Raw genomic sequence first — 23,241 nt, 5'->3', positions numbered from 1 at the left:
GCGTACAGTCCTGAATGTCAAAGTCCTGACATGCAGACCAACCTCAAGGAGGACCCATGACCGTCACCGTCGACGGCCCCGACTTCATCGCTCTGCAGGTACGCGATGTCGAGGCGGCGGCCGCGTTCTGCGAGACGCGCCTGGGAATGCGGCGGGCGCCGGTCTCGCCTCCCCACGCTGTGGTGTTCGCCACCGAGCCCATCCCGTTCGCCGTCCGCGAGCCGCTGCCGGGCGTGGATCTCGACGGCGTCGCGCGTCCCGGTCTCGGGGTGGCCCTGTGGTTCCGCACCGAGGACGCGCAGGGGCTGCACGACCAGCTCGCCGCCGCCGGGGTGCCCATCGTCAGCCCGCCGCAGGACGGCCCCTTCGGCCGCGTCTTCACCTTCTCCGGCCCCGAGGGTTACCTCCTCACCGCGCACGGAGGCTGAGCACGGCGGTCCTCGCCAGGGTGCTGCTGGTACGGATCATGCTTTCCAGGCCGGGTCCCGGCCGATGACGCCGAGCAGGCGGTCGAACGCGGGGGCGTCGTCCGGCACCGCCACCGGCGGGCCGAAGGCGCCGCGCTGCCTGCCCATCTCCACCATCTGGTCGGTGAAGTGCAGCGCCCGCGAGACGGCCTCAGGGTCCGGCTCGTACTCCTGGCCCGTGGCCCTGGCCAGGTCCCAGCCGTGTACGACCATGTCGACGAGGTACATGTGGGCCAGCACGCCCATCGGCAGGCCCATGGCGGCACTGGTCCCTTCCCACGCCTCGGGCCGCGACCAGGCGGTCAGCGTGCGCTCCGCCCGCTCGGGGAAGTCGCCCGCGTACGGCCCCTGCTCGAGCCTCGGCCCCTTGTCCGCCAGCGACTCGAACATCTCCGCCACCCACTCCAGGTGGTTGATCAGGTCCTTGACGTCGAACTTCTCGCAGGGAGTCGAGAGTCCGAGCTGCTCGGGCCGCACCTTGCGCACCAATTCCACGGTCCGTTCGGTGGCACGCGCCATCAGCGGCATCATGTCTTCCATGGCAGCCATGGTGCCCGCTCTGCCCAAGGCGCGGCTTGTAGAAACGCGACAGCGCGGCTGGGTCAACCCGTACGCGGGGCTCAAAGCCTTCGATTTCTCCCGCCACGCGCCATCACCCGAAATTTCGGCGTACGTGAGTCACTACTGGGTCGTCACGTGGACCGACCTCGCCGAGCCGTACGAACAGCGCATCGTCTCGCACCCCACCGTGAACATGACGATCACCCGGGACTTCCACCAGGTCGCGGGAGTGATCAGGGGCGGGTTCTCCTACACGATGCGGGACAGCGGCCGCGCGATCGGCGCCCGCTTCCGCCCCGGCGGCTTCCGGCCGTTCCTCGGCGCTCCGGTGTCCCAGCTGACCGGCCGCTTCGTGGAGATCGGCGAGATGTACGGCGCGGCGGGCGCGACCCTGGTCGAGCAGGTCCTGGCAGAGACCGACGCTCTGGCCGCCATCGCGCTCATCGACAGATTCCTGGTGAGCCGGCGGCCGGAACGGGATCCGCTGGCGGAAGAGGCCGATGCGCTGGTGGCGATGGCGGAGAACGACGTCTCCGTGACCAGGGTCGACGAGCTGGCCGCCAGGTCCGGGCGGTCGGTGCGTTCGCTGCAGCGGCTGTTCAGGGACTATGTAGGCATCGGCCCCAAGTGGGTGATCCGCCGCTTCCGCCTGCACGAGGCCGCGGAGCGGGTCTACCAGGGCCTCGACCTCGCCACGCTGGCCGCCGAGCTCGGCTACACCGACCAGGCCCATCTGACCAGGGATTTCACCGCCGCGGTCGGCATGCCGCCCGCCGCGTACGCGAGGCTCAGAAGCCAGGAGTGATGCCCGCCCGCGAAACTCCCCTTTCGCTAAAATAAGTGGGATTTCCTTGTCTGGTCACACACACTGATCAACAACCAGTGAGGAGATTCGTTCCATGCCGAACCAGCCCGCACCGAACCTGCTGTCGTGGGCCAGCGAGATCGACGAAGGCGCGATCATGCAGGCCGCCCGCACCGCGCGCCTGCCGTTCGTCTCCGGCCACGTCGCTCTCATGCCCGACGCGCACGTCGGCATCGGTGCGACGGTCGGCTCGGTGATCCCCACCGAGAACGCGATCATCCCCGCCGCCGTCGGCGTGGACATCGGCTGCGGCATGGTGGCCACCGAGACCACGCTCACGGCCGCCGACCTGCCCGACACCCTCGCCGCACTGATGCCGATGGTGGAGCAGCGCATCCCGGCCGGCGTCGGCAAGGGCCACGACGACCCGTCCATCGACCGCGCGCTCAGCGACCTCGGGCTCCCGCACACCGACCTCAACCCGAAGCAGACGAGGAAGGTGGCCGAGCAGTTCGGCACCCTCGGGTCCGGCAACCACTTCGTCGAGGTCTGCCTCGACGAGCGCGACCACGTCTGGACGGTGCTCCACTCGGGCTCGCGCGGCATCGGCAACCAGCTCGCCCAGATGCACATCACGGGCGCGAAGAAGCTGATGAAGAAGCAGGCCCTCGGCCTGGAGGACCCTGACCTGGCTTACCTCGTGCAGAGCACGCCGGAGTTCACCGCGTACATCGAGGACATGCTGTGGGCGCAGCACTACGCCATGGCCTCGCGTGCCCGGATGGACAAGGTGCTGATCAACGCCCTGTTCCGGGTCGCCGGCAAGGGGCAGCGGGTGCGCACGATCAACTGCTTTGCCGGCGAAACCATGGTGATGACGAGCGGGGGCGTGCGGCCCATAGCCGAACTGGCCGGTGGCGTCCATGAGCTGCTCACTACTGCTGGCGAATGGGTCAAGGCCCCGGTCCGCTCCTTCGGCCATCAGAAGCTCATACGCGTACGTTTGTCGCGGAACGGTGTCGAGAAGGTCATCTACGCCACCCCCGAGCATCGGTGGCTCCTTCGGACACACAGCAGCGGCGGCACGCGGTACTGGGGGAAGCGGCCCGCCGAGGTGACAACGGCCCAGCTGAAGCCAGGCGACCGGCTCGCTTGGACCTTCGCCAGGCGGCCAGATGGCATGAGTGTGGACCGGAGAGGCGCCGCCCGGGGGTTCGTCTTCGGTGACGGATCGGTTACATCGCCCAACAGCTCCCGTGCAATCTTCTGCGGCGAGAAGGATCTTCACCTGCTGGATCTCTTCGAGGGCATCGGGAGACCGCTGCGGACATACAACACCATGAAGGTGATCAGCGGTTTGCCCGTCGATTGGAAGACGAGCACGCCATCCCTCGACAGCTCGGCTTCCTACCTGTACGGCTGGGTGGCTGGATACTTCGCCGCCGATGGCGACGTCGGCAAGACCGGCCGGCCCACTCTCGCGTCGGCATCCCGCGAGCACTTGGAGCAGGTGCGCGTGATCTGCAACCTCATCGGTGTCGGCACGTACGGTATCCGCGAGCGCAAGCGCGTCGGTTTTGGAACCGAGCCGAGCTCGCTCTATCTGCTCGGCCTGATGCGCGGCGACCTTGACCCTTCATTTTTCCTCATTCCGGAACATCGGCAGCGGTTCGAGGCGGGTCGTGGTGCGGTGGAACGGCGGGGTTGGACCGTGTCCGCGGTCGAGGAGACCGACCGGGTCGAGGAAGTGTTCTGCGCGGTGGTGGACGGCACCCATGCCTTTGCGCTGGAGGACAATATCCTTACCCGGAATTGTCACCATAATTTTACCCAGCAGGAGAGCCACTACGGGAAGACCCTGTGGATCACCCGCAAGGGCGCCATCAAGGCCGACACCGGTGACGAGGGCGTGATCCCCGGCTCGATGGGCGCCCAGTCGTACATCGTGCGTGGTCGCGGCAACCCCGAGTCGTACAACTCCTGCGCGCACGGCGCGGGCCGCCGCATGTCGCGTACCAAGGCCAAGCGCGAGCTGTCCGTCGCCTCCCTGACACAGGCGATGGGCGGCCGCACCTGGAACGCGAACCGGGCCGCGGCGCTGGTCGATGAGCACCCGGAGGCGTACAAGCCCATCGACCAGGTGATGGCGGACCAGGAGGATCTGGTGGAGGTCCAGCACACGCTGCGCCAGATCTTCAACTACAAGGGGTAGCTCACCTCGCCGGGCCCTCGCCCCAGTCGATCAGCTCCAGCGTGCGGGAGTGGAGCCGTTCCGCGGCGGCAGGGGCGAAGGCCGGGTGGGCCACGCTGATCCGGTGTTCGCGAAGGAAGGCGCTGAGCGGCTCGGCGGGCGGGGCGTCGATCAGGGCGACGATCGGCTTGATGCCTTCCTCGACCGGCAGCCCGTGCCGCTCAGGTCCGCCGGGGATGAACGCCGCCCCGGGGACGGCCTTGGACCTGTCCCGCCCGATGACGGCCACGGCGTCGCCGGCCTGACCAAGCAGCGCATCCAGCAGATCCGCACCAACGCCAACGACGAGTCCCGCCAGGTCTCCTAGGGCTTGGCGTCGGTCCAGCCGGCCTCGATCAGCGTGGTGGAGTTCCAGACCGTGCCCGGCTCGAAGCCGGCCTGGAGGCCGCTCGGCTTGACGAGGACGTTCTCGTTCGCCAGCGCGCGTCCGGTCGCCTCGTCGAAGATCAGCCGATTCTCTGTGACGCCGTCCTTGGTGCGCTCCTTGATCGACACGGCCGTGCCCGGGCGTCCCTCCGCGTCCGTGACGTTCTCGATGACCTTCACGCCGTCGAGCTCGGCCAGCATCCGGAACGCGGCCCCGCGCACCTCGGGGGTCACCGGCATGTCCATGATCAGCCCCATGCTGACCTTGAACAGCCAGGTCTCCTCCGACATCGGCACGCTCGAGGACTCGGTGTCGTGGCCCCCGTACGAGGCCCGCAGCCACCGCTTGAGCTTGCCCGGGTCGCTGGGCAGCCCCCGCAGATCCTTCATGGTGACGTTACGGCCCAGCCAGAACACCTTGTCCCCGTCCACCAGGGGGCTGTGACTGGATTGGGCCTTGCCCGGGGAGGTCTTCAGCACGTGGTCGCCCAGACGTCCTTTCCCGGGCACCACGACCTTGATCTCGGCAGGCGAACCGGCCCGCTCCCACGCCTGGCGGTCCTGCTCAGTGGCCGGGCGCGCGCCGAGCGACTGCTGCCGACTCCACTGCTGCTGGTCGGCGCCGGTGGCGCGGGGCGTCCACATCTCGCTCCGCTGCTGCTCCATGACCAGGTAACCGCCCTGGGCGGCGCTGTACAGGTAGCGTCCCACCGACACGCTGTGCCAGTACGCGCCGGCGCCGTCCGGCTGCCGGTCCGCCTTGTCGGCGGCGGCCAGCAGCACGTCGCGGGCCGACAACGTCACCTTCTGGGTGCTCGGGACGCTCGCGGGGCTGCCGGCGGGCGGGCGTGGCGCCGGTGTCGTGCCGTTCATGGAGATGGCGACGGCCGCCGCCGTCACGGCCGCCGCGGCCCCGGCCAGGCCCAGCCCCCACGCGGGCCGGACGGCCCGGCGCCCGCGCCGTACCGGCCTCGGGGCCGCCATGGCGCGGGAGAGCTCGGCGGCTCTGGTGCGCGGGTCGATGGGCCGGTCATCGAGGTGGGCGGGTCTGGCGGCCTTGAGTTCGTCGATGGGGTTCATGACCACTCCTCGCTGAGGTTCCGCACGTGGGGCAGGGGTTCGCGGCGGGCGCCGGCATCCGTGGCTTCCATGGCCTGTTTGAGCCGTTTGCGGGCCCGATGGAGCCGTACGCGGAACGCCGCCGACGAGCAGCCGATGACCCGCGCGCCCTCCTTCGGCGACAGGCCGTGCCAGGCGACCAGGACGAGGAGCTCCCGGTCGTCCTCGGCCAGCGTGGCCAGGGCGCGCAGCACGCCCAGCCGCTCGGTCACCTGATCAGCCACGTCCCCCTCGGTCCAGGCCCGCAGCTCGGCCGCGATCGCCTCCCGGCGTACCTCGGCGCGTACGTTGTCGCGCAGCACGTTCCTCGCGACGCCCAGCAACCACGGCAGCGCCGGCTCGGGCACGTCGTCCAGCCGCCGCCAGGCGATCGCGAACGTCTCGCTCACCACCTCGTCCGCCACCTGCCGCCCCGCGCGGCTGACCACATAGGCCCACACGCGTTGCCGGCATTCGTCGTACATGCCGGTGAACCGGTGCGCATCATCCGTCACCGCCCAGCCCCTTCGTTCGGGATGCGTTCTTCTGACACCACGAAGTGGTCCGAACCCTCCCGTTGTTACACCTCGGCTGGATACATGCCGAACGGCGCCCCCTTGTCCAGGAGGCGCCGTTCGTATTCCGTACTACCTGACCCAGAGGTAGTACCAGCCGGTGCCGTTCAGCGAGCACTTGTATTCGTGCCAGCCCTCACGCTTGTACGACTGACCCATGTCGACGCACTTGCTGTAACTGGTGTATTCGCCGATGTAGGTCCACGACGCGGCCTGGGCCGGCGCGGCGACGCCGATGGCGGCCAGCGCTGCGATACCTGCTGCGACGATACCTGCACGAACGCGCATGCGTGTTTCTTCCCTTCTGCGGGGGGCTTACGTGATCAACAATCACGACTGGCGCTACAAAAGGGCTATAAATTGGATACAGCGCAATCAGGCGGCCAGCCCCTCGTATGCGGCCAGCACGAACCCGAAGCCGCGGTCGTCCCCGAGCCTGCCCTGCTCGAGCATCTGGTTCATCACGTACGCCACCGTCATGCGGGCATCGAGGTCGATCAGCACCATGGAGCCGCCCCGCCCACCCCAGAAGCACGTACGCGCCTCGCCGGACAGCCCGTAGCCCATGCCGTACCGCATCCGCGCGCCCAGAACGGGATCGAACCCCTGGTACTGCTCCTCCAGGGCACGCTCACAGCCTGCCTCCGACAGCAGCCGCACCCCGCGCAGCGTTCCGCCGCAGGCGAGCACGGACTGGACGAGGCCGACCGAGCGGGCGTTGCCATGACCGTTCCCGGCCGGGATCTCGGCCCGCCGCCAGGCGGTGGTGTTCACGTCCGCGGGCTGTACCGGGGGATTGCCGGACGAGTCGGAAGGCGCGTCCGGAGGTGGGATGTTGGGGGCGACCCGGTGGTCGTGCTCGGCGGGAAGGCCGATGTGGAAGTCGGCGCCCAGCGGCCCGGCCACCTCCTCGGCGAAGAACGCGCCCAGGCTGCGACCGGTGACGCGGCGGACGACCTCCCCGACCAGGAACCCCTGAGTGATCGCGTGATATCCGGCCTCGGCGCCAGGCTCCCAGTGCGGAGCCTGCGCGGCCAGTCGCGACGTGGCCGCGTGCCAGTCGTAGAGGTCCTCGAGCGCCATCGGCCCGTCCCAGGTGGGCAGGCCGGCGGTGTGGGAGAGCAGGTGCCGTACCCGCACGCGCTCCTTGCCCGCGGCGGCGAACTCCGGCCAGTAGGCGGCGACCGGCGCGTCCAGGTCGAGTTCGCCCCGGTCGGCGAGGATCAGCGCGCACAGCGCCGTCATCGTCTTGGTGGTGGACCAGACATTGGTGATGGTGTCGCGCTCCCAGGGGGTGGTACGGGCGGCGTCGGCGTACCCGCCCCAGATGTCCACCACCGGCTCGCCGTCAACGTGGACCGCCACGGAGGCGCCCACGTCGTCCTTGTCGAGTGAGGTGGCGAGCAGGTCGCGCACCTCACCGAAGCGGTCCTCGCACGTGCCATGTACGTCGGCCATGAACGGGAACCTAACCCGCGTCACCACGGGCCGGCCACGGCTTTTGTCCTCGCATCCATCGATAGGTTGCGGCCATGGAGATCGGTGAGTTGCTGGGGTCCGGACGGACCGCGGACGTGTACGCCATCGACGGCGATCGGGTGTTACGGCGCTATCGAGTGGACATCGACGCGCGGCGGGAGGCGGCGGTCATCGCGTACGTGGCCGCGCACGGCTTCCCGGTGCCCGAGGTGTATCCCGGCGCGGCTCAGGCCACCGATCTCGTGATGGGGCGGTTGACCGGGCCGACCATGTTGCGGGCGCTCATCGACGGGGCGATCACACCTGAGGAGGCGGGCGCCGTTCTCGCACGGCTGCTGGTGCGGCTGCACGAGATCCCGGCCCGGGTGTCCGTGGACCCCGCTGATCGGGTGCTCCATCTCGATCTGCATCCGGACAACGTCATGCTGACGCCCCGAGGGCCCGTGGTGATCGACTGGTGCAACAGCCAGGAGGGGCCGCCGGGGATGGACTGCGCCATGTCCGCGGTGATCATCGCGCAGGTGGCGGTGGAGGAGGAGAGGGAGTTCGCCGGTCCGGCGCGGGTGGCCCTCGTCGCATTGCTCGCCGGGCTCGGCGGCGCCATGGACTTCGATGACGGGCTCGAGCAGGCCAAGGCGAGGAGAGGCGCGAATTCAACGCTCACCCGGCGGGAGATCTCGCTGCTCGACGAGGCCGTGCGGCTGATCCGCGCCCACGCCTGACGGGGGGCTACTCGGTCCAGAGGCTCGTGGCGTCGATGCGTTCGCGCCAGAGCTTCTCGCCGCCACCGCCCGGCTCCCAGCGGACGCAGAAGTCGAGCAGGTCACGGCAGCGCGTCACCATCGCCTCATGGCGCTCGGCCCACTCGGGGACCGGGCCGTCGTAGGCGGCGAAGAAGCGGGAGAGCAGCGGGACGTGCTCCGGGTGGTGGCTGCGGATGATCCACTCGCACCACGCCAGGTCCTCGACCGGGCGCCCGGGGTGGGCCCACTCCCAGTCGAGTATGGCGGTCGTCCGGAACGTGGCCGGGTCGAACAGCATGTTCTGCGGGCCGAAGTCGCCATGCACGATGCCCAGCCGGTGGAGCTCGGACAGGATCCGGCCGCACTCGGTGAGCACCTCCGCGGCGTGGCCCTCGTCGAGGAGGTCCTGGCCGTGGACGCCGGAGACGAAGCGGGTGGTGAGGCTCGTCTCGGTGACCTTGTGCACGCGGGGCACGGGGATGCGGCCACGCAGGCGGCGCAGGTATCTGCTCTCCGTGCCGAGCCGGAACGCCGCCTCCGGGCCCTGGTAGCACTTCACGACCAGGGCGCCGTCGCCGAATGTGCTGTTGGTGTACCCGTGCTTCACAAGGGTCGATTCTGGCGCACCCGAGCCGCTCCCAGACGCCCGGCACGCTATCGAACGCGACTCCGATACACGATGTAAGGACGGAACAAATACCCCAAAGAGGCCGAAAGCGCATGGACTAGGCGGCTGAACGGGAAGAGAGCGACCAGCCCCATCCCGAGGACGGTGTGCACCTTGTAAAGAATGTCGGCCTGACCCATCGACGGGGTGTCCGGCTGGAGGATCAAGACGCCGCGGCACCGGGCGCGACCGTGGTGCGGTGGCTCACCTCGCTCGGCACGAACCCCGCGACCGTGGTCGCCACGCCGTAGGGGTCGTTGGAGACGCCGATCGCGTCCGTCCAGCTCTTGGAGCCCACGTCACAGGTAGCCTCCCACGGTCTCGGCGGGCGGCCCGCCCTGCGTCAGGCGCGTGGCCTGGAGCCGTTCGGCGGCGGTGATCGGCGGGAGGGTCGCGCAGACCGCGCCGATCACGTACGCGTACGGCGAGTCGCGGTCGGTCAGGGCGGTGAGCAGCAGCTCCAGCCCCGGCCTGTGCTCCTTGAGCAGCGCGGCGCCGGAGGGATCGTGCGCGGCGAACTCCAGCATCACCGGGAGGAAGTCGGGCAGCTCGTCATCCATGAGCTCCCACCCGGCCGCACGGTAGCGCTGTTTCAGCGCGGCCAGCGAGCGGCCGCGGCGGCGGGTGTCGCCGTCGGTGTAGTAGGTCAGATAGAGGCAGCAGCGCCGGTGCAGGTCGAACGTCTCCACGTAGTGCGCGGCCAGCTCGCCGGGGTCAAGCTCGGAGACCTGCGACAGGAACGTCCCGAAATGCGGCTCGGCGGCCTCCCTGATGAGCGGGAGGCGGCGCCAGAAGCGCTCGTCGGGGTAGGCGAGGAGATGCGCGGCGGCTTGCCAGATCACGGCCCTGTTCATGAGCTTCCTCTCTTGGGGGCCCTTTTGGGCGGGAACAGGCCGGCGGGAGTGCCGCGGCCGACCGGGATGCGGAGCGACTCGATGGCAGCGAACGGGTTGCCCGCGTCCTCGCCGTCGTGGCCTCCGCCGGCCGGCGCGTCCACGACGGGGGAGAGCGGGGGACGTACCAGACCATCGGCAGCGTGCGGTACTACGGGCGGGCCTCGTACAGGTCGCGGTCGCGGGCAACCGCGCGGCTCGTACTCGGGGCGGTCGAGGCCCGCGCTCGGGTAGTCGGTCTGCTGCGTCTCCCAGGTGATGATGCCGTTCTTGACGCAGACCTTCCACGAGCACGAGCACGAGCACGAGCACGAGCACGAGCACGAGCACGAGCACGTGCCGTTCTCGCCGTGCGTCGAGCGGACCACCTTGTCATGGCTCCACCGGTCGCGGTGGAAGCCGGCGCCTTCCGTTCCGCCCTTCAGGCGGAGAGTGCGCAGGTCGGTGCTGGTGGCCGGCCTGCGCAGGAATCGGCCGGTCTTCAGCAGGAGGTCCTCCGCGCTCATACCCCCACTCCATCACAGATGGTGACCCTCTGTTACACAGGGTGTATGCCTGAGCTTCGTAAAGGTCACGTGCCTGTGGTGGCGCCGGCGGGCGGAAAATCGTTTGCCCGGCCGGGCGGTGCCTTGTCAACCTTGTCAGGCCATGCGCTCCCTTCCTGAAGCCGATCCCGGCGAGCCCGACATACGCAGCCCGCTCCGCTATCTGTGGTGGACCGCGCGGCGGCAGGGCGTGCCCCTTCTCGGTGGCATCGGCTTCGCGACGCTGTGGTGGCTGGTGCAGGCGCTGATGCCGGCGGTGCTCGGGAAGGGGATCGAGGCCGTCACCGCCAAGGACACCGGGGCGCTGCTGCTCTGGGCGTCGGTCCTGTTCGGGCTGGGGCTGGTGCAGGCGTTCACCGGGATCATGCGGCACCGGATGGCGGTCTACAACTGGCTGGCCGCCGCGTACCGCACCGTCCAGCTGACCGCCGGGCAGGCCGCCCGGCTGGGCGCCACGCTGCCGAAGCGGCTCTCGACCGGCGAGGTCGTCAGCGTCGGCAACTCCGACATCGCCCACATCGGCAGCTCCCTGGACATCCTGCCGCGCGGCGTCGGCGCCGTCGTGGCGGTCGTCACCGTCACCGTGATCCTCATCTCGACCTCGCTGCCGCTGGGGCTGCTGGTCCTGTTCGGGGTGCCGCTCATGGCCGTCGCCGTCGGGCCGCTGCTGCGGCCGCTGCACAAGCGGCAGGCCAGGCAGCGCGAGCTGACCGGCGACCTGTCCACCAGGGCCGCCGACATCGTGGCGGGCCTGCGGGTGCTGCGCGGCATCGGCGGCGAGCAGGTCTTCGCCGCGCGCTACCGCGCCGAGTCCCAGCGGGTCCGGCAGGCCGGGGTAGGCGTGGCCGGGGTCGAGTCGGTGCTCGAAGGCGCCCAGATCGTGCTGCCCGGCCTGCTCATCGCGATCGTCACCGGCATCGGAGCCTCGTTCGCCGTCGCCGGGAAGATCCCCACCGGGCAGCTGGTCGCCTTCTACCTCTACGCCGTATTCCTGATCGGGCCCATGCGCACGCTCACCGAGACCGCCGACAAGCTCACCAAGGGCCACGTGGCGGCCGGGCGCGTGATCCGGATCCTGTCCATCGAGCCCGAGATCACCGGCGGCACCGGGAGCAGCGCGGGCGGCGTGCTGCGCGACTCGTACAGCGGCGTCACCCTCCAGCCCGGCTGCCTCACGGCGGTCGCCGCCGACGCGCCCGAGGATGCCATCGCCATCGCCGACCGGCTCGGCCGCTACGCCGACGGCGACGTCATGTTCGGGGCGGCCGAGCTGTCCACGCTGCCCATCGAGGAGGTCCGCTCCCGGATCCTGGTCGCCGACAACGGCGCCCGGCTGTTCAGCGGCCGCCTGCGCGACGAGCTGGACGTGCGCGGCGAGGCCACCGAGGAGGAGATGCGCCAGGCCCTGCACGCCGCCTGCGCCGAGGACATCGTCGAGGCGCTGCCCGACGGGCTCTCCGCCATGGTGGCGGAGAGCGGGCGGGAGTTCTCGGGGGGCCAGCAGCAACGGCTGCGCCTGGTCAGGGCGCTGCTGGCCGACCCCGAGGTGCTCATCCTGGTCGAGCCCACCAGCGCCGTCGACGCCCACACCGAGGCCCGCATCGCCGAACGCCTGGCCAAGGCCAGGGCCGGTCGGACCACGCTGATCTGCACGACCAGCCCGCTGGTGCTCGACCGTACCGACCACGTCGTTTACGTGGCGGACGGGCGGGTGCTCGCGGAGGGCACGCACCGGCAGCTGCTCGACGACTCGCCGGAGTACGCCGCGGCCGTGACCCGTGGGGAGGGCTGAACCATGACTTTTGTGACGGTGGGGAGGGGATGAGGCCGCATGGCTCGTGAGATCCTGCCGGTCGCCGACCGGAAACAGGTGCGCGCCTACGCCAGGCGGCTGGCACTCCGCTACCCGCGCCAACTCGGGATCGCGCTCGCCCTGCACGGGCTGGCGGCCGTCGCCGGTCTGGTCGTGCCGTGGCAGCTCGGCGGGCTGGTGCAGGACGTCCAGTACGGTGCCGATGTCAACGTCGCCGTCGTGGCCGCCGCCATCGGGGGCTTCCTGCTGCTGCAGGGCACGCTCGTGCGGTACGCGGTGCTGGCCTCGGCCAGGCTCGGCGAGAAGGTGCTCGCCCAGCTCCGGGAGGAGTTCGTGGACCGGGTGCTCGGACTGCCGCTCTCCACGGTCGAGCGGGCCGGGTCCGGTGACCTGATCACACGTACCTCCCGGGACGTGGACTCGCTCTCCCGGACCGTACGGAACGCCGTGCCGGAGACGCTGATCGCCCTGGTCACCTTTCTGATCACGATCGGCGCGCTGCTGCTGGTCAGCCCTCTGCTGATGCTGCCGATGCTGGTCGCCGTGCCGGTGATCTGGATCTCCACCCGGTGGTACCTGAAACGGGCTCGGGACGGCTATCTCCGCGAGAACGCCGCCTATGCCGACATGACCGAAGGACTGGCCGAAACCGTCGAGGGCGCCCGGGTGGTGGAGGCGCTCGGGCTTCAGACGCGCCGCCGGTCGCGTACCGACGGCGACATCAGCCGCTCCTTCGCAGCCGAACGGTACACGCTCGGGCTCCGCACCAGGTGGTATCCCGCGGTCGAGCTGGGATACGTGATCCCGGTCGTGACCACCCTGCTGGTCGGCGGCGTGTTCTACGCCAACGGGTGGGTGGCGCTCTCCCAGGTGGCCACCGCCACGCTCTACGCGCAGCAGCTGATCGACCCCCTGGACCGGTTCCTGAGCTGGATCGACGAGCTGCAGGTGGGCGGGGCGTCCATGGCCCGGCTGCTGGGCGTGTCCAACGTGCCCGACGACCGGGCGGCCGGCTCCTCGCGCCCTTCCGGGGATCTGCTGGAGGCGGCCGATGTGCGTTACGCGTACCGCGAGGGCCGCGACGTGCTGCACGGCGTGTCCCTGACCGTCCGCCCCGGGGAACGGCTGGCCATGGTGGGGCCTTCCGGGGCCGGCAAGTCCACGTTGGGGCGGCTGCTGGCGGGCATCCACGGGCCGCGTACCGGATCGGTGACCGTGGGCGGGGTGCCGCTCGTGGACCTGCCGCTGGGCGAGCTGCGGGGTCACGTGGCGCTGGTCACGCAGGAGCACCACGTGTTCAAGGGGTCGCTGCGCGACAACCTGCTGATCGCCCGCCCGGACGCCGACGACGCGGCCGTACGGAAGGCCCTCGAGGCGGTGGACGCGCTGGACTGGGTGCTCGCCCTGCCCTCGAGCCTGGAGACGGAAGTGGGCTCCGGCGGCCTGGCGATGTCACCCGCGCAGGCGCAGCAGCTCGCCCTGGCCCGCCTGGTGCTCGCCGATCCGCACACCCTGGTACTGGACGAGGCCACCTCGCTGATCGACCCTCGTGCGGCCCGGCACCTGGAGCGGTCGCTGGCCGCCGTACTGGACGGGCGCACGGTGATCGCCATCGCCCACCGGCTCTACACGGCGCACGATGCCGATCGGGTGGCTGTTGTGGAGGACGGGCGGATCAGCGAGCTGGGGTCACACGAGGAACTGGTGGGCATGGGCGGCTCGTACGCTGCTCTCTGGAGCAGCTGGCACGGCACCCCGACGACCACCCCGTCCTGAACGTGCGGTGCACGCCCCCAGGATGGCCACTCGCCCTGATCCCGTGGTGCACGCGTCCCAGGGATGGCCACCCGTCCTGAACGCGCGTGATGCACGCACACAGGGCAACCACTGGCCCTGAATGGTCATGCACGCGCCCAGAGCGGTCACTGGCCCTGAACGGTCATGCACGCGCCCAGAGCGGCCACTGGCCCTGAACGGTCATGCACGCGCCCAGAGCGGCCACTCGCCCTGAACGGTCATGCACGCGCCCAGAGCGGCCACTCGCCCTGAGCGCGTAGTGCACATGCCCCAGGACGGTCACCCCTCCTGGGGCTCTGCGTCGCGCTCCACGGGCACCTCTCCTGGGGCTCTGCGTCGCGCTCCACGGGCACCTCTCCTGGGGCTCTGCGTCGCGCTCCACGGGCAGCCCTCCCGGGATTGTGCGCCGCGCCCCAGGAGCACTCGTTCGGTGAGGGGATCAGGCGACGGGAACCCAGATGGGGCCGTCAGCCGTGTCGTCGACGCGGCCGAACACCACGTCGGCGAAGTGGATCCCGAAGCCGATCGTGTCAGGCTGCTGCAGTTCCTTGACGAGCCGGCGCCGGTGCATGGTCGACTCCGCCGTGTCCAGGTCCGGGGCGGCGAACCAGTCCGGGTGGCGGAGCTGGGCCGAGGTGTGGATGGCGTCGCCGAAAGCGATCAGCCGCTGGTCGCCGGACGTGATCGTGTACGTGGCGTGCCCAGCCGTGTGCCCCGGAGCCAGCTCCATCCGAACACCCGGGAAGATCTCCTCACCCTCACGCACCGTGCGCACTTGGGGCGAGAGCGCGGCGAGCATCTCCTCGGTGGTGCCCTGCTCGATGCTCAGCTGGCGCTGCTCCCATTCGGGCTCGCTGAACAGGTAGGCCGCCCCGGTGAAGGCAGGCCGGTCGCTGCCCGGCGCGGGGTGCCAGGCCCAGCCCAGGTGGTCGAGGTGCAGGTGGGTGAAGGCCACCGCCTCGATCTCCGTCGGCTTGCGGCCCAGCTTGGCGAGGTTCTCCAGGAACTGGCCGCCCTGGATGACACCGATCCGCGGGTCGCCCGGGTCGTCCGGAAGGGACACCGGTCCGACTCCCGCATCGATCAGCAGCGCCCTCTCGCCGTACTCCACGAGCAGGCCACCGATGCTGCCCACCAGGTGTCCCGTGTCGTCAAGGAAGGCGGCGTTCTCCTCCCAGTCCTGCCCTGTCGTGCCAGGCAGCCATCCGTACGGCTTCAGCTGCACCGCGCCGTCAGGCACATAGGTGACCTTGAAGTCGCCGAACTCCAGCGAACGGATGGGGGACGGCCGACGCAGACGCTCCTCGTAAGTGCTCATGCTTAAGAACTTACAACTAGAACTATTCAAGCTGCAAATGTGCAGGCTTGAGGTATCCTTGTGCTATGACCTTGTCCGACCCCACCAGCACGGCCGCCACCGACAGCGAGGCCCTGGCCGTTGCCGAGCGGAACCTGTGCGGGCTCGTCAACGCCCTGGCCAGGCAGATCGAAGGCCACGTCAGAGAGCGGGCCGGCGCGCTGAACCTGACCACCGCCCAAGCCGTTGCACTGCGTGAGCTCACCGGCCCGCTGACCATGCGCGACCTCGCCGATCGCATGGGGTGCGAGCCGTCGAACGCCACGTTCGTCGTCGACCGGCTGGAGGAACAGGGCATCGTCGAACGGCGCCCTCACCCGAACGATCGCCGAGCCAAGCAACTCGTGCTTACCGCCGAGGGCGTCGCCCTGCGTGAACGCCTCCTCGCGCTCCTTACCGAGGACTCACCCTTGGCGAAGATCACGCTGCAGGAGCAGGCCGCCCTGAACGATTTGCTCCTCCGAGCACTGCAGTAGACGGAGGGAGCCCCGCCTCTTCACTGCCGGGCTCGGCACGATCCGCAGGCGGCGCGATCTCACCGGGGGCGCGATCCGCAGGCGGCACGATCCGCACGCGACGCGATCTCGCCGGGGGCGCGTCAGCATTGCGTCTTGGCAGGTGGGAGGGTGCGGTCGGTGAAGTAGGCGTTGATGTGGTCGCGGGCGCAGGCGTTGAATCCGTACAGCGTGTGGCCGGGCCCGTCGTGGTGGATGGTGGTGCTGCCCGGCACCTGGGACAGGACGCGTTCCACCGCGTCCGACTCGCCCCACGTGCCTGCTCCCAGCATCGGCGGCAGGCCCTTCGGCAGAGGCGCGGGTGGGTTGGTGACGGGCTGGGGCCAGCCGATGCAGCCCAGGGTCCCTGAGGCAATCGTGTTGGCGGTGCCGGTGTTGGGGGCCACGCGGAGCAGGCGTTTCGTGGTGGCGGATAGTTCGGTGCGGTTGGCGAAGCGCGGCCAATCAGCGCATTCCGTGACCCCTGTGCTCTGGTCGGGGTAGCGAGCGCCCCGCTCGGGCACGAAGTCGGAGGCGTCCCCCTTGGCGGCCTTGCGAATGGCCTGGGCCAGCTTGGGCCAGGCCGGGGCGCCCTGGCGGGCCAGTGCAAGGGCGAAGCTCTGCAGGTCGCGGGCCCTGTAGGCGACGTTGGCGGTCTTGGTGGGGATGGGGGTGCGGTCGGCTCGGGCGATCAGTTTGGGCCAGAGAGCGGGGACGTCATCGCAGTCGTTGGTGGCGCACCAGGTGAAGAAGCGTCGCAGGAACTCCTCGTTGGACTTGGCCATCTCCTCCAGCTCGCCCTCCCAGTCGGCTGCGCTGTGGCTCCAGGTGCCGTCCAGGACCATCGTGCGGACCCGGTTGGGGAAGAGGCGGGCGTAGTCCTGGCCGTAGAAGCCCGCATAAGAGGCGCCGTAATAGTTGAGCTTCTCCGCTCCCAGGGCCTTCCGGATCGCCTCCATGTCTCTGGCCTGATCCGCCGAGCTCATGTTGGCGAACAGCTCGGGGTCCTGGTGCCGGCAGGCCTCCGCGTAGCCGCGGTTGGTGTCGGACAGGCGGCCGAAATCCGCGTCATTTCTGGGGGCGTCGGGGATGGGGATGCGGGTCCACGTGCACGGCAGGCCCGTGCTGAGGCCGCTGAACTGCTCGCCGTAGCCGCGGGTGTCCCATGTCACGATGTCCATGCGCTCGCGGAGCTTGGCCCACCAGCCGGGGCTGGACTGGGTGATCGCGATGCCGGGGCCGCCGGGGCCACCGTAGGCCACCAGAACCGAGCCTTCCGACTTGCCGGTGGCCTTGAGGCGGCCCAGCTTGAGGGTGATCTTGCGGCCGTCGGGTTTCTGCCAGTCGACCGGGACCTGGAGGTCGGTGCACTCCATGCCGATCTTGTCGTTGGGGCAGGTCTGCCACTCTTGCGGTCCGCTCGCGGCGGCCGCCGCCGTCGCCGGGGCGTGCAGGCCTGTGCCGAGCAACGTCCCGAGCGTGAGGGTGATGGTGAGGGGCTTGAACATGGCGTTCACGATGCCGGAGCGGGGGCCGGGATCGCGTCGGACCAGGGTTTGGTTTTCGGGGGCAGGTAGTCAGACCTGCGTTTGTCAGACCGTGGGCGAGGTTCGCGGTGGGAGCTGTTGGGCGTGCGGGTCGGAGGAGCGCGGATGGACCCGCAGGAGTGTTTCGAGCGTGTTGACTTCCCGGATGCGTCTCCCGAACGCTCGTGAGTTTCACCGACAGGACGCCGATCGACCCCGACGCGCTTCGAGCAGACCTCGCGCGGACCCGGGAGCGCGGATACGGCGTCAGCATCGGTGACGTCGAGGTGGGCAGCTCCGCGATCGCCGCCCCGATCCTCAACGCCAGGTCGGAGATCCTCGGCGCGGCGGCGATCGCCAATGTCAGCGCGAAATGGAGCGACGCCGACATGCGCGATCGGGGCCACAGGCTGAAGACCGTGTGCGCCGGGACCTCCACCGAATGCGCCCAACTCGACCAGCCCTTCGTCCTCGCGCCGGAGGCGAAGTGATGGCCGTCGCCCAGCTCGACGCCCGGCGTCCCGTGATCGATTGGCTTGCCGCCGGCGAAGCCGTCGAACTTGAGGCGAGACCGCATGTCGGGACGGTAGGACTGCTCCCCGCCGACCGATCGGCGCCTTCGCACGCAGCGTGGGCCACGTGACGAGGCCGGTGCGGCTCGCCGCCGAGCTCACAGCGCGGTGGCGTCCAGCCATGAGGTGAGCAGGTCGCGGTCCCCGGCGACGACGAAGCGCCCGGCGTCGCCGGGCCGGAGCCGTCCGTAGTCAAGCGCTGCCGACGCCGCCGGGGGCTCTGCCGTGCACGGGCGCCGGAGCCCTGCCCGGGAGCGGGTCGGATGGGTCTTGCGGTGGCGGGATGACATGCCGTGAGGGTCCGTGTCGGCGCTTTCCGGCACCCTCGTCGCCTCCGTCGTGATCGGCAACTCTCGTCGCCTCTGTCGTGATCGGCAACTCTCGTCGCCTCCATCGTGGTCACCGGCCTGACCGTGGGCCGGGCGCTCGACGCCCTCCGCACCTGGCTCAGCCCAGCGACCTCTTCAAGAAGTCGACCTGAAGCAGCAGCAGGTTCTCCGCCACGACCTCCTGCGGCGTCATGTGCGTCACCCCGGACAGCGGGAGCACGCTGTGCTGCCGCCCGGCCGCCAGCAGGGCGGAGGACAGGCGCAGCGTGTGGGCGGCCACCACGTTGTCGTCGGCCAGGCCGTGGATCAGCAGCAGCGGGCGTTCGAGCTTGGCGGCGTCCCCGAACAGCGAGGACTTCTCGTACACCTCGGGCTGCTCGTCCGGGTGGCCCAGGTATCGCTCGGTGTAGCAGGTGTCGTACAGCCGCCAGTCCGTCACCGGCGCGCCCGCCACCGCCGCGTGGAACACGTCCGGCCGCCGCAGCACCGCCAGCGCGGCCAGGAATCCGCCGAACGACCAGCCGCGAATGGCCACCCTCGTCAGGTCGAGGTCGTCGGGGTACTGCTCGGCCACGCCCTGCAGGGCGTCGATCTGGTCCTCGAGCGCGGGGGTCGCGAGGTCGTTCAGCACGGCCCGCTCGAACTCCGGACCCCGGCCGGGCGTGCCGCGCCCGTCGGCCACGACGACGGCGAACCCCTGCTCGGCGAACCACTGGCTCTCCAGGAACGCGCCGCGCCGGTTGAGCACCCGCTGCGCGTGCGGGCCGCCGTACGGGTCCATGAGGACCGGCAGCCTCCGCGAGCCCTGCTCGTGCCACGAGGGCAGCACCACGGCGGTGGCCAGCTCGCGACGGCCGGAACGGCCGAGCGAGACGCGCAGGTCGAGGCCGGGACGCTCGGCGAACGACGGGATCGGCACCGCCATGCCGTCACGCCGCACCACCGTGGTCGACACGCCCTCGGCGTCGAGGCTCTGCTCGGTCAGCACGCCGACCCCGCCCGCCATCCGCCCCGAGAACACCCCGGAACGGGTCGAGACGGGCAGCAGCGAATGCCCGTCCCAGGTCCACAGATGGACCTCGGTCGGGTCGCCGCTCGCGCTGAACAGCACGCTGTCGTGATCGACGTCGAGCACCGCCCGCACCTGCAGCGTGGGCGGCGTGACCGCGCGGTCGCCCACGAAGAGCCGGTTGCCGCCCCCGGAGCTCGCCACCCACACCAGCGAACCGTCGTCGAGGTGCGCGGGCACGCCGGTGACGATGTCGACCCAGGCCGGATCGGTGTCCTCGCGCACGAGCGTGGTCGCGCCGGTCGCCGGATCGACCGTGAACAGCCGCATCGTCCGCTGGTCGCGGGTCAGGGTCACGATCGACAGCGCGTGGGAGTCCCAGGCCGCCGTCGTGAGGTATTCCTCCTCGTACGGCACCGCGACCCGCGACCCGTCGAGCCCCAGCACGAACAGCTCGGTGACGGCGTTGGGCGTGCCGGCGGCCGGATAGCGCTGGGCCGCGGCCGGACGGTCGGGGTTGGCCGGGTCGGCGATGTGCCAGACCCGGACCGGGGCCTCGTCGGCGCGCTCGACCAGCAGCGCGTCGCTCGTCGGCGCCCACCAGTGGCCGCGCATCCGGTCCATCTCCTCGGCGGCGATGAACTCGGCCAGCCCGTACGTCACCGTCTCCGACTCCGGCGTGGCCAGCGCGCGGTCCTCGCCGGTGAGCAGGTCCTGGACGCGCAGGGCCCCGCCCGTGACGTAAGCGACATGCCGCCCGTCAGGCGACAGCCGGGGATCGACGACCGCGCCGGGCGTGTCCAGCCGCCGCGCCTGGCCGCTCGCCAGCTCCACGGCGTAGAGAGCGCCGGACAGAGCGAAGCAGGCCCGCGTCACGTCCTGGTCGGTGGCGTACGCGACCACGCCCCCCGCTGCCTCCCGGCTGCGCTCACGTCTGGCCCGCTCCTCGGGGGGCAGGTCCTCCTCGTCGCCGTGGAGCGTACGCGGATCCACGACCAGGCGCTCGACGTGGGTGTCGGTGTCGAGCTCCCACAGGCAGGTCACCGGATCGGTGCCGGACTTCGTACGCAGGAAGACCACCCGGCCGCCGTCCGGAGAGATCGTGAAGCCCCTGGGCACCCCGAGGGTGAAGCGGCGGGTCCTGGCAGACAGGCGCGGGAAGCTCTCGCTCATGGCCCCAATCCTGCCATTGGGGAGTCACTACTCGGTCGTCACCCGGGAGCTCACGGCTCGACCAGGGCGGACGCACACGCAGGGGCCCTCGTCGCTCACGACGCGCCTCTCGGCCGGCGCCACCACAGCGGCGCCCGGGGGTAGCCGCCGTCCTCCAGGTCGGCCAGCCGCTCGAAGACGTTGTACGAGGCCTGGTTGCCGCAGACCAGCACCGAGCCGAGCATCGACAGCAGGTAGAGCGGGAGCATGGGGAGGCCGGCGCACCAGGCCCACTGGGTGGCATGGCGGCCCTCGTGGAGGATGAGCCGTTCGTCCAGCGCGTTCCACTTGGTCAGGACGACGTTACCCACCGTGAACGCCCCCGCGATGGGGAAGCGGTAGCGGTAGCCGAAGGCCAGGATGAGCCCGTTGGGGCCTGATTGCCGGGTCGCGCCACCGATGACCGAGATCAGCAGACCGAGCGGAGTGGCGAGATTGAGGTAGTTCGCCGCGCGGCGGAACCGGAAGCGCCTCTTCATGCGTCCCACCCTTGACCATTCTTGACAAGTCGGAATAATGGCCCACGTCCTGAAATCTCCCAAAAGAGCAGGATTATGAGATTCTCCATCCTGGGCGCGCTGCTCGGCACCGTCGCACTGGCAGGAGCCGGCGGAGTCGCGATCACCCAGACGTCAGCGTCCGATCCCCTACGATCCACTGACAACAACCCGCTAGGCGCTCTAGGCGCGAACGTGGCGTTAACGACCGCCCCGACAACGACCGACCCGACCACGAGTCCTACGCCGACGGATAGCCCCACAACCGGGGAGTACACCGTCACGACGAAGGTAGTCAAGAGCCGTGGCGTCTCCTTCCTCGACGTGTCCGTCACGGATGCGGAGGCCGCCGTCTTCTCGGTCAAACAGAAGGTGTGCAAAGGCAGGTCGTGCCGGACGGCCAACATCAACGTCCTGGTCAACGAGGGCTCGGGAGAGTCCACGAAGAGGCTGGGATGGGGCGCGTACAAGAAACGCGGCAAGCCGGCCGTCACCGTGACGCCGCTTCCGACGGCCACGGTGACGGAGCCCGGCCCGACCGTCACGGTCACCGAACCCGGTCCGACGGTCACCGAGACAGTGACATTCACCTGTCAGCCGGTTGCCGCCGAGCCGACGGAGACCGTCACGCCGACGAGCGTCCCGACCGAAACGGTGACACCGACGACCACGGATTCGCCCCCGGTGACCGACACCCCGGCACCGGCCCCGACCGACACCTCGGCACCGGCTCCGACTGACACCCCGACCGAAACTCCCGCGCAAACCCCGACCGAAACCCCGACCGACACTCCGACTGAGACTCCGACCGACGCTCCGACTGAGACTCCGACCACCACACCGACCGACGCCCCCACCGACAGCGTGACCCCGACGGAGACCTCCTCGGAGATCCCCACCTGTCCGCCGCCGGCGGAGGAGTCGCCGACGGAGGCCCCCTCGGAGACCCCGACGGACACGGCAGCGCCCACCGGCAGCGGCGTCCCGACGGAGACCCCCTCCGAGAGCCCGACCGCGACGGCATCGGAATCGGCTGGCACTCCCACCCAGTAACGTCACGGGATTGCGACCGACGAGCGGGCCAGGCCGAGCGCCTGGCCCGCTCGCACGCCGGGAGCACGTCCATTCGCACAGCTGCCCGTCCCGCTTCATGCCCGGAGTACGGCTGCGCGCCCCAAACCGGTGCCCACGCCACACGCGCCCGTACGCCCGCCCGGCCCGCTCCATGTCGGCACCTGAGTCCCTCGTCAGAGGGTTCTGTACCGCCCGTCGTGATACAGCAGCGGCGCCCCGTCCGAGGGGGTGTCCAGCGCCGTCACCCCGCCCACCACGATCGAATGATCCCCGCCATCGTGCACCGCCGTCGTAGCGCACTCGATCGTGGCGAGGGCACCGTCGAACAACGCCACCCCCGAGGCCCCCCGACGATGCGACCACCGCGCGAGCTGCCCGTCCAGCGGTCTTCCCCGGTGGGCGAAGAAGCGCGAGGCGTCCTCCATGGACGCGGGCAGCACGGAGACCCCCCACACCCCCGCCTCCATCACCGCGTCATGGAAGCGGGCCACCTTCTCCGCGCAGAACAGCACGAGGAGCGGATCGAGGGAGACGGAGGTGAACGAGTTGACCGTCATCGCGTGATCGATGTCGCCCACCCTGGTTGTGACGATCGCGACTCCGGTGGCGAAGCGGCCGACTACCTTGCGGTACGTTGCCGGGTCCACCGGCCGCTCGATCGAATGCACGAACGCTACTTTATGCCGCTACATAGAGTTCTTCTGAGGGTACCCATGCAAGAGCCACGATCCACCCCTTGACGTGGGCGAAAGCAAATAGGCGGCGACAACGGCCGCCAACCCTCCGTAAAGGTAGACGTACCCGGGCGCGCCCTCCGCGATCACGAGGTCGCCCCCGCCCATCTTCAGTGTGAACGGCATCGTCACCAGCAGCCATCCGAGCGCCGTCACGAAGGCACCGAGCCTGGCCCGCATCAGCTTGCCCGCCCCCAGGCAGACCCCCAGCAGCGCCAGGACCCACCCGATCGCGGAAACGGGGACGGGCTCGGCCCGCCACAGCAGCACCGGATGCGTGAAGCCGCCCACGACCCCCATGACGACACCGAGCACGAACAGCATGCCGTACGCCGCCCCGCCGAGGGCCGACTCGGCCTGGCTGCGATGTTCCATGT

At 70.1% G+C, this 23,241-nt stretch carries 26 protein-coding genes and 2 pseudogenes; 9 read left to right on the top strand and 19 right to left on the bottom strand.

What is annotated here, in order from left to right:
- Nucleotides 1-56: 56 nt before the first annotated feature.
- Nucleotides 57-428: a VOC family protein gene (locus AB0H84_RS10600; protein WP_357601327.1), complete on the top strand. Its 372-nt coding sequence runs from the start codon at nt 57-59 to the stop codon at nt 426-428.
- 36 nt (nt 429-464) lie between these two features.
- Here the strand turns inward: AB0H84_RS10600 and AB0H84_RS10595 are convergent, their stop codons facing one another.
- Nucleotides 465-1,007, bottom strand: a complete 543-nt coding sequence (locus tag AB0H84_RS10595) for a TIGR03086 family metal-binding protein (RefSeq protein WP_357601324.1) — start codon at nt 1,005-1,007, stop codon at nt 465-467.
- Between AB0H84_RS10595 and AB0H84_RS10590 the strand changes: the two genes are divergently transcribed.
- Nucleotides 1,006-1,833, top strand: coding sequence for a helix-turn-helix domain-containing protein (locus AB0H84_RS10590; protein ID WP_357601321.1), 828 nt, complete (start codon nt 1,006-1,008; stop codon nt 1,831-1,833). The genes AB0H84_RS10595 and AB0H84_RS10590 overlap by 2 nt on opposite strands.
- A 94-nt stretch (nt 1,834-1,927) precedes the next feature.
- On the top strand, nt 1,928-4,045 hold the full coding sequence (locus AB0H84_RS10585; protein WP_357601318.1) for an RtcB family protein: 2,118 nt from the start codon (nt 1,928-1,930) through the stop codon (nt 4,043-4,045).
- Nucleotide 4,046: 1 nt separating this feature from the next.
- Here AB0H84_RS10585 and AB0H84_RS10580 read toward each other — a convergent pair whose 3' ends face one another.
- The 5 genes from AB0H84_RS10580 to AB0H84_RS10560 form a co-directional block, all read right to left on the bottom strand.
- Nucleotides 4,047-4,313: a hypothetical protein gene (locus AB0H84_RS10580; protein WP_357601315.1), complete on the bottom strand. Its 267-nt coding sequence runs from the start codon at nt 4,311-4,313 to the stop codon at nt 4,047-4,049.
- A gap of 74 nt (nt 4,314-4,387) precedes the next feature.
- Nucleotides 4,388-5,530, bottom strand: coding sequence for a CU044_5270 family protein (locus tag AB0H84_RS10575; protein ID WP_357601312.1), 1,143 nt, complete (start codon nt 5,528-5,530; stop codon nt 4,388-4,390).
- On the bottom strand, nt 5,527-6,063 hold the full coding sequence (locus tag AB0H84_RS10570) for a sigma-70 family RNA polymerase sigma factor (RefSeq protein ID WP_357601309.1): 537 nt from the start codon (nt 6,061-6,063) through the stop codon (nt 5,527-5,529). Before AB0H84_RS10570 ends, AB0H84_RS10575 begins: the two co-directional genes overlap by 4 nt.
- A gap of 132 nt (nt 6,064-6,195) precedes the next feature.
- On the bottom strand, nt 6,196-6,411 hold the full coding sequence (locus tag AB0H84_RS10565) for a hypothetical protein (protein WP_357601306.1): 216 nt from the start codon (nt 6,409-6,411) through the stop codon (nt 6,196-6,198).
- An 87-nt stretch (nt 6,412-6,498) separates the two neighbouring features.
- Nucleotides 6,499-7,581: a serine hydrolase domain-containing protein gene (locus AB0H84_RS10560; RefSeq protein WP_357601303.1), complete on the bottom strand. Its 1,083-nt coding sequence runs from the start codon at nt 7,579-7,581 to the stop codon at nt 6,499-6,501.
- Between the two features lie 74 nt (nt 7,582-7,655).
- Between AB0H84_RS10560 and AB0H84_RS10555 the strand changes: the two genes are divergently transcribed.
- Entirely contained in the window at nt 7,656-8,324 is a 669-nt protein-coding gene (locus tag AB0H84_RS10555) for a phosphotransferase (protein ID WP_357601300.1), read from the top strand.
- 7 nt (nt 8,325-8,331) lie between these two features.
- On the opposite strand, the gene AB0H84_RS10550 is transcribed toward AB0H84_RS10555, so the two are convergent.
- From AB0H84_RS10550 to AB0H84_RS10525, 6 genes and pseudogenes are all read right to left on the bottom strand, one after another.
- Complete coding sequence (locus tag AB0H84_RS10550; protein ID WP_357601297.1) at nt 8,332-8,952, bottom strand: phosphotransferase; 621 nt, start codon at nt 8,950-8,952, stop codon at nt 8,332-8,334.
- A gap of 47 nt (nt 8,953-8,999) precedes the next feature.
- A complete protein-coding gene (locus AB0H84_RS10545; protein ID WP_357601294.1) occupies nt 9,000-9,152 on the bottom strand; it encodes a respiratory nitrate reductase subunit gamma in 153 nt (50 codons plus the stop codon).
- Between the two features lie 23 nt (nt 9,153-9,175).
- A complete protein-coding gene (locus AB0H84_RS10540; protein WP_357601292.1) occupies nt 9,176-9,310 on the bottom strand; it encodes a hypothetical protein in 135 nt (44 codons plus the stop codon).
- Nucleotide 9,311: 1 nt separating this feature from the next.
- Nucleotides 9,312-9,866 carry a nitrate reductase molybdenum cofactor assembly chaperone gene (narJ, locus tag AB0H84_RS10535; protein ID WP_357602022.1) on the bottom strand — a complete coding sequence of 185 codons (555 nt, stop codon included), beginning with the start codon at nt 9,864-9,866 and terminating at the stop codon, nt 9,312-9,314.
- Nucleotides 9,867-9,925: 59 nt separating this feature from the next.
- Nucleotides 9,926-10,062: pseudogene (locus AB0H84_RS10530) on the bottom strand (nitrate reductase); the annotation flags it as partial.
- A gap of 22 nt (nt 10,063-10,084) precedes the next feature.
- Nucleotides 10,085-10,411: pseudogene (locus AB0H84_RS10525) on the bottom strand (hypothetical protein); the annotation flags it as partial.
- 142 nt (nt 10,412-10,553) lie between these two features.
- Here AB0H84_RS10525 and AB0H84_RS10520 point away from each other — a divergent pair.
- Together AB0H84_RS10520 and AB0H84_RS10515 are read left to right on the top strand one after the other, a co-directional pair.
- Complete coding sequence (locus AB0H84_RS10520; RefSeq protein ID WP_357601289.1) at nt 10,554-12,242, top strand: ABC transporter ATP-binding protein; 1,689 nt, start codon at nt 10,554-10,556, stop codon at nt 12,240-12,242.
- Between the two features lie 39 nt (nt 12,243-12,281).
- The gene (locus AB0H84_RS10515; RefSeq protein ID WP_357601287.1) at nt 12,282-14,039 is read left to right on the top strand and encodes an ABC transporter ATP-binding protein; all 1,758 of its coding nucleotides are present in this window, start codon (nt 12,282-12,284) and stop codon (nt 14,037-14,039) included.
- A gap of 460 nt (nt 14,040-14,499) precedes the next feature.
- Here the strand turns inward: AB0H84_RS10515 and AB0H84_RS10510 are convergent, their stop codons facing one another.
- Nucleotides 14,500-15,378, bottom strand: a complete 879-nt coding sequence (locus tag AB0H84_RS10510; RefSeq protein WP_357601284.1) for an MBL fold metallo-hydrolase — start codon at nt 15,376-15,378, stop codon at nt 14,500-14,502.
- A 65-nt stretch (nt 15,379-15,443) separates the two neighbouring features.
- Here AB0H84_RS10510 and AB0H84_RS10505 point away from each other — a divergent pair, with 65 nt between their 5' ends.
- Nucleotides 15,444-15,893, top strand: coding sequence for a MarR family transcriptional regulator (locus tag AB0H84_RS10505; RefSeq protein ID WP_357601281.1), 450 nt, complete (start codon nt 15,444-15,446; stop codon nt 15,891-15,893).
- Between the two features lie 122 nt (nt 15,894-16,015).
- Here AB0H84_RS10505 and AB0H84_RS10500 read toward each other — a convergent pair whose 3' ends face one another.
- A complete protein-coding gene (locus AB0H84_RS10500; RefSeq protein ID WP_357601278.1) occupies nt 16,016-17,419 on the bottom strand; it encodes an alpha/beta fold hydrolase in 1,404 nt (467 codons plus the stop codon).
- 203 nt (nt 17,420-17,622) lie between these two features.
- On the opposite strand from AB0H84_RS10500, the gene AB0H84_RS10495 reads away from it, so the two are divergent.
- Complete coding sequence (locus tag AB0H84_RS10495; RefSeq protein WP_357601275.1) at nt 17,623-17,928, top strand: IclR family transcriptional regulator C-terminal domain-containing protein; 306 nt, start codon at nt 17,623-17,625, stop codon at nt 17,926-17,928.
- A gap of 179 nt (nt 17,929-18,107) precedes the next feature.
- On the opposite strand, the gene AB0H84_RS10490 is transcribed toward AB0H84_RS10495, so the two are convergent.
- The 3 genes from AB0H84_RS10490 to AB0H84_RS10480 form a co-directional block, all read right to left on the bottom strand.
- Nucleotides 18,108-18,299: a hypothetical protein gene (locus tag AB0H84_RS10490; RefSeq protein WP_357601272.1), complete on the bottom strand. Its 192-nt coding sequence runs from the start codon at nt 18,297-18,299 to the stop codon at nt 18,108-18,110.
- Nucleotides 18,300-18,456: 157 nt separating this feature from the next.
- Complete coding sequence (locus AB0H84_RS10485; protein ID WP_357601269.1) at nt 18,457-20,520, bottom strand: prolyl oligopeptidase family serine peptidase; 2,064 nt, start codon at nt 20,518-20,520, stop codon at nt 18,457-18,459.
- 95 nt (nt 20,521-20,615) lie between these two features.
- The gene (locus AB0H84_RS10480) at nt 20,616-21,038 is read right to left on the bottom strand and encodes a hypothetical protein (protein WP_357601267.1); all 423 of its coding nucleotides are present in this window, start codon (nt 21,036-21,038) and stop codon (nt 20,616-20,618) included.
- A 75-nt stretch (nt 21,039-21,113) separates the two neighbouring features.
- Here AB0H84_RS10480 and AB0H84_RS10475 point away from each other — a divergent pair, with 75 nt between their 5' ends.
- Nucleotides 21,114-22,109, top strand: a complete 996-nt coding sequence (locus AB0H84_RS10475; RefSeq protein ID WP_357601264.1) for a hypothetical protein — start codon at nt 21,114-21,116, stop codon at nt 22,107-22,109.
- Nucleotides 22,110-22,303: 194 nt separating this feature from the next.
- On the opposite strand, the gene AB0H84_RS10470 is transcribed toward AB0H84_RS10475, so the two are convergent.
- The gene (locus tag AB0H84_RS10470) at nt 22,304-22,798 is read right to left on the bottom strand and encodes a flavin reductase family protein (RefSeq protein ID WP_357601261.1); all 495 of its coding nucleotides are present in this window, start codon (nt 22,796-22,798) and stop codon (nt 22,304-22,306) included.
- Nucleotides 22,799-22,816: 18 nt separating this feature from the next.
- Complete coding sequence (locus tag AB0H84_RS10465) at nt 22,817-23,239, bottom strand: DUF6113 family protein (protein WP_357601258.1); 423 nt, start codon at nt 23,237-23,239, stop codon at nt 22,817-22,819.
- Nucleotides 23,240-23,241: the final 2 nt, after the last annotated feature.

The organism is Nonomuraea sp. NPDC050786 (genome assembly GCF_040654115.1).
GTDB lineage: Bacteria > Actinomycetota > Actinomycetes > Streptosporangiales > Streptosporangiaceae > Nonomuraea.
Note: the sequence above shows the minus strand (reverse complement) of the source record. Positions and strands in the feature narration are given on the sequence as shown.

Coding starts and splice junctions, on each gene's coding strand:
- AB0H84_RS10585 (WP_357601318.1), top strand. CDS start 1,928: ATGCCGAACCAGCCCGCACCGAACCTGCTGTCGTGGGCCAGCGAGATC.
- AB0H84_RS10490 (WP_357601272.1), bottom strand. CDS start 18,299: ATGTCATCCCGCCACCGCAAGACCCATCCGACCCGCTCCCGGGCAGGG.
- narJ (WP_357602022.1), bottom strand. CDS start 9,866: ATGAACAGGGCCGTGATCTGGCAAGCCGCCGCGCATCTCCTCGCCTAC.
- AB0H84_RS10595 (WP_357601324.1), bottom strand. CDS start 1,007: ATGGAAGACATGATGCCGCTGATGGCGCGTGCCACCGAACGGACCGTG.
- AB0H84_RS10475 (WP_357601264.1), top strand. CDS start 21,114: ATGAGATTCTCCATCCTGGGCGCGCTGCTCGGCACCGTCGCACTGGCA.
- AB0H84_RS10575 (WP_357601312.1), bottom strand. CDS start 5,530: ATGAACCCCATCGACGAACTCAAGGCCGCCAGACCCGCCCACCTCGAT.
- AB0H84_RS10515 (WP_357601287.1), top strand. CDS start 12,282: ATGGCTCGTGAGATCCTGCCGGTCGCCGACCGGAAACAGGTGCGCGCC.
- AB0H84_RS10485 (WP_357601269.1), bottom strand. CDS start 20,520: ATGAGCGAGAGCTTCCCGCGCCTGTCTGCCAGGACCCGCCGCTTCACC.
- AB0H84_RS10520 (WP_357601289.1), top strand. CDS start 10,554: ATGCGCTCCCTTCCTGAAGCCGATCCCGGCGAGCCCGACATACGCAGC.
- AB0H84_RS10465 (WP_357601258.1), bottom strand. CDS start 23,239: ATGGAACATCGCAGCCAGGCCGAGTCGGCCCTCGGCGGGGCGGCGTAC.
- AB0H84_RS10480 (WP_357601267.1), bottom strand. CDS start 21,038: ATGAAGAGGCGCTTCCGGTTCCGCCGCGCGGCGAACTACCTCAATCTC.
- AB0H84_RS10510 (WP_357601284.1), bottom strand. CDS start 15,378: ATGAGCACTTACGAGGAGCGTCTGCGTCGGCCGTCCCCCATCCGTTCG.
- AB0H84_RS10555 (WP_357601300.1), top strand. CDS start 7,656: ATGGAGATCGGTGAGTTGCTGGGGTCCGGACGGACCGCGGACGTGTAC.
- AB0H84_RS10560 (WP_357601303.1), bottom strand. CDS start 7,581: ATGGCCGACGTACATGGCACGTGCGAGGACCGCTTCGGTGAGGTGCGC.
- AB0H84_RS10600 (WP_357601327.1), top strand. CDS start 57: ATGACCGTCACCGTCGACGGCCCCGACTTCATCGCTCTGCAGGTACGC.
- AB0H84_RS10545 (WP_357601294.1), bottom strand. CDS start 9,152: ATGGGTCAGGCCGACATTCTTTACAAGGTGCACACCGTCCTCGGGATG.
- AB0H84_RS10590 (WP_357601321.1), top strand. CDS start 1,006: ATGGCAGCCATGGTGCCCGCTCTGCCCAAGGCGCGGCTTGTAGAAACG.
- AB0H84_RS10500 (WP_357601278.1), bottom strand. CDS start 17,419: ATGTTCAAGCCCCTCACCATCACCCTCACGCTCGGGACGTTGCTCGGC.
- AB0H84_RS10565 (WP_357601306.1), bottom strand. CDS start 6,411: ATGCGCGTTCGTGCAGGTATCGTCGCAGCAGGTATCGCAGCGCTGGCC.
- AB0H84_RS10505 (WP_357601281.1), top strand. CDS start 15,444: ATGACCTTGTCCGACCCCACCAGCACGGCCGCCACCGACAGCGAGGCC.